Annotated in this window: 12 protein-coding genes and 1 tRNA gene; 3 read left to right on the forward strand and 10 right to left on the reverse strand. The window is 72.1% G+C overall.

The window, feature by feature from the left end; all coding sequences use genetic code 11:
• Positions 1–153: 153 nt before the first annotated feature.
• Positions 154–351, forward strand: a complete 198-nt coding sequence (locus tag ACIPY5_RS13450) for a hypothetical protein (RefSeq protein ID WP_309341398.1) — start codon at positions 154–156, stop codon at positions 349–351.
• 115 nt (positions 352–466) lie between these two features.
• Here ACIPY5_RS13450 and ACIPY5_RS13455 read toward each other — a convergent pair.
• Together ACIPY5_RS13455 and ACIPY5_RS13460 are read right to left on the reverse strand one after the other, a co-directional pair.
• Positions 467–557 (reverse strand) — tRNA-Ser (locus tag ACIPY5_RS13455).
• A gap of 168 nt (positions 558–725) precedes the next feature.
• A complete protein-coding gene (locus ACIPY5_RS13460; RefSeq protein WP_400971513.1) occupies positions 726–1778 on the reverse strand; it encodes a hypothetical protein in 1053 nt (350 codons plus the stop codon).
• A gap of 119 nt (positions 1779–1897) precedes the next feature.
• Between ACIPY5_RS13460 and ACIPY5_RS13465 the strand changes: the two genes are divergently transcribed.
• Positions 1898–2674, forward strand: a complete 777-nt coding sequence (locus tag ACIPY5_RS13465; RefSeq protein ID WP_400971515.1) for a hypothetical protein — start codon at positions 1898–1900, stop codon at positions 2672–2674.
• A gap of 126 nt (positions 2675–2800) precedes the next feature.
• Here ACIPY5_RS13465 and ACIPY5_RS13470 read toward each other — a convergent pair whose 3' ends face one another.
• On the reverse strand, positions 2801–3556 hold the full coding sequence (locus tag ACIPY5_RS13470) for a DeoR/GlpR family DNA-binding transcription regulator (RefSeq protein WP_400971517.1): 756 nt from the start codon (positions 3554–3556) through the stop codon (positions 2801–2803).
• A gap of 47 nt (positions 3557–3603) precedes the next feature.
• Here ACIPY5_RS13470 and ACIPY5_RS13475 point away from each other — a divergent pair, with 47 nt between their 5' ends.
• Positions 3604–3975, forward strand: a complete 372-nt coding sequence (locus tag ACIPY5_RS13475; RefSeq protein ID WP_400971519.1) for a DUF4406 domain-containing protein — start codon at positions 3604–3606, stop codon at positions 3973–3975.
• Positions 3976–4038: 63 nt separating this feature from the next.
• On the opposite strand, the gene cydD is transcribed toward ACIPY5_RS13475, so the two are convergent.
• The 7 genes from cydD to glp all read right to left on the reverse strand — a co-directional run bounded on the left by cydD (position 4039) and on the right by glp (position 13250).
• Positions 4039–7566 carry a thiol reductant ABC exporter subunit CydD gene (gene cydD / locus ACIPY5_RS13480; protein ID WP_400971521.1) on the reverse strand — a complete coding sequence of 1176 codons (3528 nt, stop codon included), beginning with the start codon at positions 7564–7566 and terminating at the stop codon, positions 4039–4041.
• Positions 7567–7774: 208 nt separating this feature from the next.
• Positions 7775–8800, reverse strand: coding sequence for a cytochrome d ubiquinol oxidase subunit II (gene cydB, locus ACIPY5_RS13485; RefSeq protein ID WP_400971523.1), 1026 nt, complete (start codon positions 8798–8800; stop codon positions 7775–7777).
• Positions 8801–8814: 14 nt separating this feature from the next.
• Complete coding sequence (locus ACIPY5_RS13490) at positions 8815–10227, reverse strand: cytochrome ubiquinol oxidase subunit I (RefSeq protein ID WP_400971525.1); 1413 nt, start codon at positions 10225–10227, stop codon at positions 8815–8817.
• A complete protein-coding gene (locus ACIPY5_RS13495) occupies positions 10214–10945 on the reverse strand; it encodes a helix-turn-helix transcriptional regulator (protein WP_400971527.1) in 732 nt (243 codons plus the stop codon). The genes ACIPY5_RS13490 and ACIPY5_RS13495 overlap by 14 nt, the downstream gene beginning before the upstream one ends.
• Before the next feature lie 123 nt (positions 10946–11068).
• Positions 11069–11341, reverse strand: a complete 273-nt coding sequence (locus ACIPY5_RS13500; RefSeq protein WP_309341389.1) for a DUF6457 domain-containing protein — start codon at positions 11339–11341, stop codon at positions 11069–11071.
• A complete protein-coding gene (locus tag ACIPY5_RS13505; RefSeq protein ID WP_400971530.1) occupies positions 11338–12030 on the reverse strand; it encodes a molybdenum cofactor guanylyltransferase in 693 nt (230 codons plus the stop codon). The genes ACIPY5_RS13500 and ACIPY5_RS13505 overlap by 4 nt, the downstream gene beginning before the upstream one ends.
• The gene (glp, locus tag ACIPY5_RS13510) at positions 12015–13250 is read right to left on the reverse strand and encodes a gephyrin-like molybdotransferase Glp (protein ID WP_400971531.1); all 1236 of its coding nucleotides are present in this window, start codon (positions 13248–13250) and stop codon (positions 12015–12017) included. The genes ACIPY5_RS13505 and glp overlap by 16 nt, the downstream gene beginning before the upstream one ends.
• Positions 13251–13291: the final 41 nt, after the last annotated feature.

The raw sequence follows: 13291 nt of genomic DNA on the forward strand, positions 1-13291 counted from the left end.
CCACGAGAGACGTGCGATGCGGCGATCTACAATGAAGCCGTGAAGATCGGGATGGTGCTGGACGCGAAGCGCGGCACGTATGGGAAGGGCTGCCCGCCCGCCCCGTGATCCTCCTGTCCTCCTTCGCCCGATTCTGGGAGAGGGGGTGAATACATGGACGATCAGACTCTTGCGGCCGGTGACATCATCGCCGCGACTGTCACGAAGTCGCTGCCGTTCGGTGTTCTCGTGGAGTACGCCGGCGTTGCCGGCCTCGCGAAAGGCGCCCAGGGCGAGCCCGGCGAGCAACTGAACCTGCGCGTGACCGAGTTCGACGCGGCGGAGAACCGGTTCTCCGCAGAACGCGCGTGAGTGCAGCGGGCGGGCAGCATTTGTCGGCTGTCCGCCCGCTCCTCTCACCGTTCGTCTGGGCCGTGCAACGCACCACCCGGATACGCGAAAACCCCCGATTCCTCGGGGGTTTTCATGGCGGTGACGGTGGGATTTGAACCCACGGTAGGGGGTTACCCTACACAACTTTTCGAGAGTTGCACCTTCGGCCGCTCGGACACGTCACCGCGGAACAGCTTACGCGACGGCGGGATCGATCGCGAATCGAGCACTGCGACCCGGGCGCGCCGCCCGCCGAATCCACCGGATCCTGCCGAGCTCACGGCTTGTCGACGCCGGGATCCCGTGCACTCGACGGGATCCCGTGCGCTCGGCGACGTCAGACGCACCCGCCCTCACCAGGCCGTGGCGACCTCGGCGTGGGTGCGCAGGATGCCCTCGGTGGATCCGGCGGGGGCCCGTCCGATGCCGCACTCGGTGGCCACGCCGAACTCGGCGACGTGCGCAGAGGCGGCCGCGATGCGACGCTCCGCCCCTTCGGCGCCGTCCTCGCGGTGCACGAGGCCCAGGTACAGCTCGACGTCGTCGCCCAGCGCCAGCGCGTCGAGCGGCGCGAAGTACGCGTCGTCGTCGCGCTCGATCGGGACGGGCAGGTGCAGCCAAGTCAGAGGACGACCGACCGCCGCCACCACGGCGTTCGCGTAGCGGACGAGCGCGCCGGCGTCGGCCGGCTCGATGAAGTGCTTCTCCGCGGCATCGCCGTAGCAGAGGTGCACGCCGACCTCGACGTCCGCCGGCACCGCGTCGACGAGCGCCGCCAGCCGCGCGACGAGGCCGTCGAAAGGATCCCCGGGCCACCACGCGTCCATGACTTTGCCGTAACCGGCGGCGCGCTCGATGATGCCCATCTCGCTCGCGACGTCCCACTGGATCGCGAGATCGGCGTGCGGGATCGCGGCCAGGATCTCCTCGAGCTCGCCGAGCAGCGCCGCCGTGTAGACGGGCTCGATCGCGACGCGGTCGTCGCCTGCGAAGAACGATGAGATCACGGCGAGCGGCGTGGGCAGCGACACCTGGAAGCGCACGCCCTCGGCGATCGCACCCTCCGCGCGCAGGCGGCGGAAGACCGCATACGACTCGCGCGCCGCGGAGGCGTAGCCGAGCGGCGGCAGCGCGATCTCAGACGCTTCGACGCCGTCGGCGATCCGCAGGGGCCGGGCGTCGAGACCCGCGCCGAAGGGGATCCGCTCTGCGCCGACGCGCTCGATCCCCTGCGCCTGCCCGAGCACATCGGGCTGGAACATGATCCAGTGGAAGCGGACGCCGACCTCGCCGTCAGGGATGCGCCGCAGTCGCGGCCCGAGGATCTCGGCGGCGGTGCGCATCGTGGTCTCGGCGTCGTCGTAGTTCACGCTGCCGACCAGCAGCGCTCCGCGGGGGTTGGTCATGTCTGCCAGCGTAGGACGGTTCGCAGAGCCGGTTTTGCACGGTTGCGCCCCGCACGCGTCGCACGCCATCGAGTTAGGATGCCCTAAGTTGGTTGCGAAGACGGATCGGAGGCCCCGCCATGTCGCACATCCACTCGCCCGCGCTGGAGAAGACCGGATTCGCGGTGCTGGATCCGTATGATCAGTCCGCAGACCCGGCCGAATGGCTCGATCTCGCGTATGCGCCGTGGCGCTCCTCGGGCGTCACGCGGTTCGCGCCGCTCGCGAGCCATTCCGGCGAGGCGGACTGCAACGGCTTCTGGAATCACACGCCTCCGCGCCCCGACAAGGACGGCGTCTGGATCGCCGCGCAGACGGCCCTGGCCCCGACACTCGTGCGACGCGCGCAGGAGGCGGGCGCGAACATCGGGCGCTGCCGCGTGGTCGAGCTGCAGCCGAACACCTACGCCGACGCGATCTACAACCTGCACCAGGACGACAACAACCGCCTCAACCCCGACGGCACGGGCTGGGTCGTCCGCGGCTTCTACAACCTCACCGACGATCCGGATTCGCTGCTGATCCTGCGGCAGGACCGCTTCGACCCCGCCACCGAGGTGCGACTGCCGCTGCCCGCAGGTTCGCGGATCGTCGTGGACACCCAGCGCTTCTGGCACGCGGTCTGGCATCGCGGCACGGCGCCGCGCTACGCGCTCATCACCTCGTGGACTTCGGGCCCCGAGCTCGACGCGCACCTCGCCGCCGAGCACGCCCGCTCCGACGTGACCTCGGCGCCGCTGGATCCGGACGTCATCGATGATGCGCAGCAGGAGCTGCACCGCCGCATCGAGGAGCGCCGCCACGCCTTCGAGGCGCTCGGCGAGGTGCTCGAGCCCACCGCACCGCTCTGGCCCTGACGACGCCTCGGGACCCGGAATCCCCCCGCGGTCGGCAAGATCGGAACCCGGGATCCCGCCGCGGTCGGCAAGATCGGGACCCGGGACTCCGCCACGGATCGCAAGGTCCGGAACTCCGGATCCGGATCAGTCCGCCGCGATGAGGCGGACGCCCGAAGCGACGAGTTCGCGGAGCGTCGGATCCGCGGGATCCGCGTCCGTGACGACGCCGGCCACCTCGTCCAGCGCGAGGACGCCGAACCGCGAGGCCGTGCCGATCTTCTCCTCGCTCGCGAGCACGTAGGTCTCCGCGGCGCGTGAGGCGAGGACGCGCTTCATCGCCGCCTCCTCCGGATCCCCCGTGGTCAGCCCCGCCGTCGGATGCACGCCCGTGACGCCGAGGAAGAACAGGTCGGCGCTGATCCGCTGCGCGGCCTCGACGGCCGCCGCGCCGCACGCCACGGCGGAGTGCTTGAACAGCTGCCCGCCGATGAGGAAGACGTCGGCGGCGTGGTCGAGCAGCGCGGCGGCCACCGTCGGACTGTGCGTGACGACCGTGCACCGCAGCGCGACCGGAATCCGGGCGACCATCGCGAGCGTCGTGGTGCCGCCGTCGAGGATCACCGTCGCCCCGGGCTCGATGAGGGCCGCGGCCGCGGCGGCCACGCGCGCCTTGCTGTCGGGGGACACAGCCGTGCGCCGCCCGTAGTCGACGACGGCGGGCGATGCCGGGAGCGCCCCGCCGTAGACGCGCACCGCGAGCCCTGCCGCATCGAGCTCGCGCAGGTCGCGGCGGATGCTGTCCTCCGACAGACCCAGCTCTGCGGCGATGTCCTTGGCGACCAGGCGTCCGTCACGGCGCAGCCGTTCGAGCAGCATCTCCTTGCGTGCGGCAGCAAGCATTCCGATTCCTTCCGAGTCATGCACGTTTCTGCTGTATTGTACCCGACATGACGAAGCCACTCATGATCCTGATCGCCGGCCCCTACGCCTCGGGCACCGGAGGGGACCCCGCGCTCATGGCGCAGAACCTGGCTCGGCTCGAGGAGGCGGCCTGGCCGATCTTCCGCGCCGGGCACATCCCGATGATCGGCGAGTGGGTCGCGCTGCCCGTGCTGTCCAGCGCCGGTGCGACGGGCCCCGGCGATCCGCTCGCGAACGAGGTGATGTACCCGACGGCCGAGCGCCTGCTGCAGCACTGCGATGCGGTGCTGCGCCTGCCCGGCGAGTCCCGCGGGGCCGATCAGGACGTCGCGATCGCGGAGGGTCGGGGGATCCCGGTCTACCGCCGCCTCGACGAGGTGCCGGGGATCGCCGCCTGACCACGCGTCGGCAGCCGGCGCGGCGGTGAGATCCGCCGCGCCCGGCTGCTTGCGCGTGTCGGCTCAGGCCTGGACGGCCCGAATGCGCCCCGCGTCGAGCCGGACGGTCCGATCGACCGTCCCGGCGGGCGGCTCCACGTGCGAGACCAGGACGACGGTCTGGGATCCGGCCGCGCCCAGCAGATCGCGCAGGAGTGCGTCGGATGCGTCCGGATCGACCCCGGCCGTCGGCTCGTCGAGCACGAGCACGGGGAAGCCGCGCAGGATCGCCCTGGCGAGCGCGATGCGCTGCGCCTGACCACCCGAGACGAGGGCGCCGCGCTCCCCCACTCGCGCGTCGAGCCCGCCGCGTTCGCGCACCCACGGGCCGAGGCCGACCCGGTCGAGCACGGCGAACAGCTCGGCATCGGTCGCGGTCTCGCGCGCGAACAGCAGGTTCTGCCGGATGTCCTCGTCGAAGAGCATCGGATCCTGCTCGCACAGCCCGACGTGGCGGCGCAGTTCCGGCCCCGGGACCAGGGCGGCGTCGCTGTCGCCGACTCGATAGGAGCCCCCGAAGCGCAGGAAGCCCACGAGGACGGCGGCGAGCGTCGATTTGCCCACGCCGCTGGATCCGGTGACGAGGATGCGCTCGCCCGGCGCGACGTCCAGGTCGAGCTCGCGCAGGGCAGGGGTGCGGGCTCCCGGCCACGACGCCGTCACGCCGCGCAGGCGGAGCGCGCCGTCCTCGATGCGCCCCTCGCCCTCGTCGCCGCGCACCTCGGCCGGCAGGGCGGAGGGCAGCAGGGCGTGGATCCGCTCCGCGCCGGCGCGCACCCCGCGCCAGGCCGAGGCCGCCTGCGGCACGGCGGAGAACACGTCGAACACGGCCATCGGCAGCAGCACGGCGACCGCGAACCAGGGCGCGTCGACCGCTCCCCCGGCCTGCCCCGGCGCCGCGACCGCGAGCGCCCAGATCGAGGCGGCACCGGCGGTGACCGATACGACCGCAGACGACAGCGCCTGTGCGACGGCGGCCCGGGTGGTCGTGCGCCGCAGCGCCTCGTCGGCGGCGCGGATCCGACCGCGTGCGATCGGCTCTGCGCCGTAGGCCTGCAGCACGTCGAGCGCGGTGAGCTCGTCGACGAGGGCTCCGGCGAGCGCCGCACGGTCGCGGCTGAGCGCGCGTTCGGCGCTGCCACCGGCGATGCCGCCGAGCACGACCGCACCGGCGACCGCGATCACGAGGCAGACCGAGAGAGCGAGGGCCGCCGAGGGGGCGATCGCAGCGAGGACGCCGATCGAGACGAGGGCAACGACGCCGCCCGTGAGCAGCGGCTGCTCCACGCGCAGGGGCAGGTTCTGCAGGTTCTCCACGTCGTCGACGAGGGCGGCGAGCACGGAGCCTCGGTCGGTGGAGCCGAGTCCGGCAGGGGCCAGCGGAGTGAGCCGGCGCACGACCGCGGCCCGCAGATCCGCGAGGCGCCCGAGGGCGGCGTCGTGACCCACGAGGCGCTCGAGGTACCGAGTGACGGCCCTGGTCACCGCGAAGAACCGCACCCCGACGATCGCGACCGAGAGCGGCACGAGGTTGTCGACGAGCGACGCCGTGACGATGAGCCAGCCGCTCACGAGCAGCAGGCCGACCGCAGCCGCCGCCGAGACGATCCCGGCCAGGATCGCGGGCAGGAACCGGCGGGCGGGGGGCATCGCGAACCGCAGGATCCCGCCGACCGAGGCCGGCAGATCCGGGATCAGATCCGGATCCTGATCCTGATCCTGATTCGGATCCTGATCCCCCTGGTCGTTGAGGGAAGCCGCCGAAGGCGTCGGAGACGAAACGTCGCCCCCGACCGGGCGCCGCGTTTCGTCTCGGTCGTCCGCTTCGCGATCCTCGCTCAATGACCCCGTCGGTGCGGCCGCCGGACTCTCGCGCAGATCGGCGCCCGTCCGGGCGCCCATCGCCGCGACGGCGCCGTCACCCACCCGCACCACCTGGTCCGCGATCGCGCGGGCCGACTCCCGGTGCGAGACGAGCAGCACCGTCGCGCCGTGGTCGGCGGCACGGCGCAGCGACTCCCACAGCCGCTGCTCCGTCACGGCGTCGAGGGCGCTCGACGGCTCATCGAGCGCGAGCACGCGCGCGCCGGATCCGAGCCGGTACAGGGCGCGGGCCACGGCGACGCGCTGCGCCTGACCTCCGGAGAGCCCCGCCCCCTGCACGCCGAGCTCCTGCGCCGGATCCAGATCGGGCGCAGCGGCATCGGCGAGAGCCGTGCGGACGCGCGCAAGATCGGACTCAGGATCGCCGAGCGCGACGTTCGCGGCGATCGTGCCGCGGATGAGCCCCGGGCGCTGGCCGGCCCACGCCAGCCACGTGATCGGATCCGGGTCCGCCGCGCCTTCTGCCACGACTGTTCCTTCGTGCGACGCCGCCCCGCGCAGCGCCGCGAGCAGGCTCGACTTGCCGGATCCGCTCCGTCCTTCGATGAGCGTGACGCTGCCCGGCTCCGCCGTGAACGACACCTCCGGCAGCCGCCGCTCTCCGTGCCGCACGGCGACCCCGTCGACGACCAGCCGGATCCCCCGTCCTGTTTCGCAGCGCGCAGATGGCTGGATCCCGGACTCAGTTGCAGCCAAGTACGCGCCGTGAACGCCGGACCCGGCCGCCGGAGACTCCAGAACCTCGAAGACGTCCTCCGTCGCGGCGACGCCCTCGGCGGCGGCGTGGAACTGCACCCCGACCTGGCGCAGCGGCAGGAACGCCTCCGGCGCCAGCAGCAGCACGAACAGGCCGACGCCGAGACTCAGCTCGCCGTCCAGCAGTCGCAGGCCCACCGAGACGGCGATGATCGCGACCGCGAGCGACGAGAGCAGCTCGAGCGCGAAGCCGGAGAGGAACGAGAACCGCAGCACGCGCATGGTCTCGCGGCGGTACTGGTCGGCGGTCTCGCGCATCCGGGCGGCGGCGCGGCGCTCCCTCCCGAACAGCCGCAGCGTGGCGAGGCCCTGCACCGTGTCGGCGAACCGCGCCGCCAGCGCGTGCAGCGCCTGCAGCTGCGTGCGCTGCACCGTGCGGGTCGCGATGCCGATGAGGATGAGGAACAGCGGGATGAGCGGCAGCGTGACGACCGCCGCGAGCCCGCTCGGCCAGTCCTGCCACCACATCACGGCGACGATGACGGGCGTCGCGATCGCGGTGAGCACGAGCTGCGGGATGTACCGGGAGAAGTACGGATCCAGGGCATCGAGTCCGTGACCCGCCGTGACCGCGAGGGCGGCGCGGTTGCGTGTGCCGAGCCAGGCAGGACCGCGGCGGGAGATCGCGTCGAGCAGCGCCGTCCGCAACTCGCGCCCGGCTTGCGCGGCCGCCCGGGCGCCCCACGCCTCGGACACCCAGAGCAGCACGGCGCGCACGAGCACCACGAGGGCGAGCCAGGGCACGTGGCCGAGCGGCGAGCGCCCCTCCGCCACGTCCGTGATCCCTGCGGCGAGCAGGCCGGCGAACCCGATCGTGACCGCGGTCTGCACGAGCGCGATCCCCGCCGAGACCGCGAGGTAGGTGCGTGCGGTGGGCGCCCATCGCAGCAGCCGCGGATCGATCGGCTTCATCGGATCCGCTCCCCCGCCGTGAACGCGCCCCGCCCCGCCGCCCTTCTACCTTCGCCTCGTCCCCGTGAGCGCACGCTATGGAGTGCGCTCACGGGGACGACTCGGAAGTGGAGGGGTGCCCGGGCGAGGGGCGCTCCTGCAGACGGGGCGGTCGCGGGGCGGCGCGGGGACGGCCGGAACAGCGAAGACAGCGAGGACGGGAGGGGGATCATGCGTGCGCGGGGGCCGCCTCGATCGTCGACCGGCGCACGCGCTTGCGGAAGACCCAGTACGTCCATGCCTGGTACGCGAGGACGAGCGGCATCGCCACGAGCGCGGTCCAGCTCATGATCTGCAGCGTGTACGGCGTGCTCGACGCGTTCTGGATCGTGAGCGAGTTGGCCGGATCGATCGTCGACGGCAGCACGTTCGGGAACAGCGCGGAGAACAGCATGAGCACGGCCGTGAGGATCGTGACGACCCCGGCGGCGAACGCCCAGCCGTCACGGCCGCGCAGCGAGAACACCACCGACACGATGAGGAACACCGCGGCCACGGCGCCGAGCGCGATCACGGCCCAGAGCAGCGAAGGACGTCCGGCGGCGATCACGATCGTCCACACCACGGTCCCCGCGGCGACGAGGATCGTCGGCAGGGCGGCGAGCCGCGCCACCCGGCGAGCGCGCTCGTGCACGACGCCGTCGGTCTTGAGCGCGACGAAGTACAGCCCGTGCAGGAAGAACAGGAGCAGCGTGGTGACGCCGACGAGCAGGCCGTACGGGTTCAGCAGATCGAACACCGATCCGCGGAAAACGTGCTTCTCGTCCAGCGCCACGCCCTGCACGATGTTGCCGAACGCGACGCCCCAGAGCAGTGCCGGAACGGCGGATCCGATCACGATCATCGTGTCGAATCGGCGCTTCCAGCGCGGGTCGTCCCGCTGGTGCCGGTACTCGAAAGACACCCCGCGCAGGATGAGCGCGAGCAGGATCACGAGCAGCGGCAGGTAGAAGCCGCTGAACAGCGAGGCGTACCACTCCGGGAACGACGCGAACAGGCAGGCGCCCGCCACGATCACCCAGGTCTCGTTGAGGTCCCAGACCGGGCCGATCGTGTTGATCACCTGGCGGCGCGAGACGTCGTCCTTGCCGAGGAACGGCAGCGACATGCCCACCCCGAAGTCGAAGCCGTCGAGCACGAAGTAGCCCACGAAGAACAGGGCGACGATCCAGAACCAGAGCGTTGCGAGATCCATGTCCGTCTCCTTCCTCAGTACACGACCGACGGGACAGGGGCGTCCTCGTCGTGCTTCTCTGTGATGTCGGGCCCCTTCTTGGCGGCGCGGACGATGAGCCCGATCTCCACGACCGCGAGGGCGGCGTAGATCGCGGTGAAGGAGATGAGCGAGATGAGCACCTCGACCCCGCTCACCCCCGGCGAGACGCCGTTCTTCGTCGTCATCAGGCTGAACACGATCCAGGGCTGTCTGCCCATCTCGGTGAAGACCCAGCCGACGATGTTCGCGCCCAAGGACAGCGGGAAGGAGTAGATCGCGATCTTCCACATCCACTGCGCGGGCTCGCGCTTGGCGTTCTTGCGGGTGAACCAGAGGCCGGCCACGGCGACCAGCGCGTGGGCCATCCCGAGTCCGATCATCCAGCGGAACGCCCAGTACGTCACCCACAGCACCGGGTTGAACTCGGTGAGGCCCGTGGAGGCGAACTTCTGCGCGTACTCCGCATTCAGGTCGTTGATGCCGTGCACGCAGCCGTCGAGGGTGTGATTCGACAGCAGCGAAAGCAGATACGGCACCCGGATCGAGAACAGGTCGGTCTTGCCGTCCGGCGTCCCGAGCGTGAACAGGCTGAACGCCGCGTCCTTGCCGCACACCGTGTTGAACGTCGCTTCGGCGGCCGCCATCTTCATCGGCTGCGTCGAATACATCGCGAGACCCAGCTGGTCGCCGGAGAGCACCACGCCCGCGGTCGCGACGAGGATCGCCCACAGGCCGAACTTGAGCGACTTCCGCATGGTCGCCACGTGCTGGCCGCGGGACAGATGCCAGGCCGAGACCGAGATCACGACGCCGGCCGCGAGCATGAACGCGCCGAAGATCGTGTGCGGGAACGCGGCGAGCGCGACCTTGTTGGTCAGCAGCGCCCAGAAGTCGGTGAGCTCGGCGCGGTTCGTCGCCGGGTTGAAGGTATAGCCGACCGGGTTCTGCATGAACGCGTTCGCGGCGATGATGAAGTACGCCGAGAGGATCGTGCCGATCGCGACACCCCAGATCGTGGCGAGGTGCACCTTCTTCGGCAGCTTGTCCCAGCCGAAGATCCACAGCCCGATGAACGTCGCCTCGAGGAAGAACGCGAGCAGGCCCTCGAACGCGAGCGGGGCGCCGAACACGTCGCCGACGAAGCGCGAGTAATCCGACCAGTTCATGCCGAACTGGAACTCCTGCACGATGCCGGTCACCACGCCCATGGCGAAGTTGATGAGGAAGATCTTCGAGAAGAACCGGGTCAGGTGCAGGTACTCGATCTTGCCGGTGCGCACCCACGCGGTCTGGAAGATCGCGGTGACGGTGGCCATGCCGATCGTGAGAGGCACGAACAGGTAGTGGTAGACGGTCGTCAGACCGAACTGCCAGCGGGACAGGACGAGCGGATCAAGCCAATCCATGCGCGGGGCCTCCTGCGTTCGCGGATCCGATGCGGGATCCTGTGCCGTGAGCGGATGCGGATCCGGTCGGGGATCCGACGCGGTCGTCGATGGCGAACCGGGATCCGCCGACCCGGTCCAATTCGACCGTGCACTCCTCCGGCCGCGCCGCCGAGCGCACGCAGCGCGCGGTCAGCGGCCCGCCGGCCTGGGCGAGCACGCCCTGCATGAGACCGAGGTGCACCTGGCAGAGCACCGGGCGGTGCTCGGGCCGAGCGGCGGCGTGCGGGCACGGGGTGAGCTCGACGGTGAGCCGGCCTTCGTCGATCACGGGCTCGAAGCCACTCTCCTCGAGGTGCTCGACGAGGGCGTCGAGCTGGTAGAGCGCCTGCTGGCCGAGGCCCGAGGATTCGGTCTGCAGCATGCGGCGCAGCAGGTCCCCGCGGCGGGCGGCGTCGTCGGCCTTCTGCTTCGCGACGGGGCTCGACGCCTCCGGCGCGCCGGTCGCGGCGCTGTACAGCACGCGCGGACGCCCGCGGGTCGTGCGGTGCTCGGTCGCCTGCACGACGTAGCCCCCCTCGATCAGCCGCTGCAGGTGCTCGCGCACCGTGTTCGGATGCAGCGCCGTGGCCTCGCACAGCTCGCCGATCGTGCGGTGCGGACGTGCCTGCACGAGGTGCAGGATCCGCACCCGCGAATAGCTGGAGATCGGCCCGCAGACGGGCCCGGCGCTGGCCATGGTTCCATACTCGCATCGCGCATCGCCGCCCATGGGGACTTCGGCCGTGAATAATGCCGCGCGCGATAGGAGGTTCGGATCACGACCATGCGGATCCCGGATGCCGACGGGTGCGCCGGACGCTCAGTCCCTGCCGTGCGCGAGGGCGAGCTGCGAGATCGCGGAGACCGCGGCGCGCACGTCGCCGGGGCTGCCGCCCGCGCGGCCCGCCACGAGACCCGCGACGAAGGCGCTGAACGGTGCGGCAGGACGCGCGACGCCGTTCGCGACATCGCGCGCGAGGTCGAGGATCAGCGCGACCGGCACGTCCTCCTCCGCGAGGCCGAACCGCTCGCGCAGCTCGGCGGCCCAGTCGTCCAGCGCCTCGGGGGGCAGCGTGCGATCGTTCGGGGTCATCGGGGCTCCTCGTCGTGACGGGCGGACGGATCGGCCAGCACCGCGCGGGCGCGCTCCAGGTCATCGGGGGTGTCGATATCGGCTGTGAGGCCATCCTCGTCCGTGATCCACCGGATCGGAAGCCCTCCGAGCAGTTCTCGGACGGCCCTGCCGGACGGATCCCCCAGGGCGACGAGCGCGGCGCGGAGCGCCTCGACGCGGTAGGCGCCGGCCAGCCACTGCGCGCGGCCGTCGGCGCGGAACACGATCGCGTCGACGGGATCGAGGGCGTCCTCCCCCGCGCTCTCCTCCTCGGCAGCGCGCACGGCGCCGCACAGCGTCCGCACGACGTCGGCCGGATGCACGAGGTCGCCGGCGAGCAGCAGCGCCCACTCCGCCCCCTCGAGCCCGGACAGCCCCGCCGCGATCGCCGCGGCGGGGCCGCCGAACGGCGGGTCCTCCCGCACCCAGATCACGGGGACGATGGCCGCGCCGGCCGGCGGAGCGGGCTCGTCGGCGTCCCAGGCGGTCCCGACGGCGAGCACCGGACGGACGCGGTCCTCGCCGAGGGCCGCCAGGGTGCGCTGCCACGGCGTCGAGCCGCCGAACTCGAGCAGAGGCTTGGCGACGCCGGCGAAGCGGCGCGCGCGCCCGCCCACGAGCACGAGGGCGGCGATCGACGGGGCGGACGTGCTCAGTGCAGCTCCCACACGTCGACGAGATCCCCGACCTCGACGGCCTCCACGTCGGCCGGCACGATCGCGTAGGCGGTGGCTCCGGCGAGACCGACCGTGAGGTGCGAGCCGGATCCGCCTCTCGTCGCGGGCACCACGGCACCGTCGACGATCACGGCCGGCAGGTACTGGCGGCGCGCAGGAGGGGTGCGCCAGGCCGCGCCCGCGGGCAGGCGGCGGAGCTCGCGGTGCACCTCGGTCCGGCCCTGGAGCCGCAGCAGCGCGGGGCGCACGAACGTCTCGAACGACACCGCGGCGCTGACCGGATTGCCGGGCAGTCCGAACAGCAGCATGCCGTCGGCGGTCGCGCCGAACGCCTGCGGCTTCCCTGGCTGCATCGCCACCGCGACGAACTCCATCGTCTCGCCCATGCTCAGCCGCACCGCCTCATACGCGCCCGCGCTCACGCCGCCGGAGAAGATCACCACATCGGCGCCGAGCGCGGCGGCGCGCGCCGCGGCCTCCGCCGGCCCGTCGCCCTCGTCCCCGACGACCTCGCGCAGCACGATGTCCGCCCCGGCCTCGGCCGCGAGCCCGGCCAGCAGCACGCCGTTCGACTCCGGGATCTGCCCGCGCCGCAGGGGTGCACCCGGCGGCACCAGCTCGGATCCGGTCGACACCACGGCGACGCGCGGGCGGGGCGCGACCCGCACCTGGGCGATCCCGACCGAGGCGAGCGCCGAGAGCTGCCGCGGTCCGAGCAGCGCCCCCGCGGCCAGGGCCACGGAGCCGGCTGCGGCGTCCGCCCCGGCGCGACGCACGTGCGCGCCCTCCGCGAACGGCGCACGCTGCACGACGGCGGTCTGCAGCGAGTCCGCCAGCCCGCCCGCGGTGTCCTCGAACGGGACGATCGTGTCGGCCTGGCCTGGCAGCGCGGATCCGGTCATGATGCGCACGGCGCAACCGGGGTCGAGGGGCGGGTCCTCGGGACTCCCCGCCGGCAGATCCGCCGTCACGCGCAGGGTCACGGGATCCGTCTCGCTCGCGGCCGCGACGTCCGCGAACCGCACCGCGAAACCGTCCATCGCGGAGTTGTCGAAGACCGGAACCGGGTTCACGGCGACCGCGTCCGCGGCGAGCGTGAACCCGGCCGCCTCGTCCACCCCGATCGTCACCGAGGGACGCGGGCGGACGGCGGCGAGCACGCGCTCCTGCTGCTCCTCGACCGTGCGGAAGGTGGTGGTGCCCTGGCTCATGCGCGCTCCCTCGTCGTGTGCTTCGAGGCTACCGGTGCGCC

Origin of the sequence: Microbacterium sp. NPDC089698 (assembly GCF_044749045.1) — a bacterium.
In the GTDB taxonomy this organism is placed as follows: Bacteria; Actinomycetota; Actinomycetes; order Actinomycetales; family Microbacteriaceae; genus Microbacterium.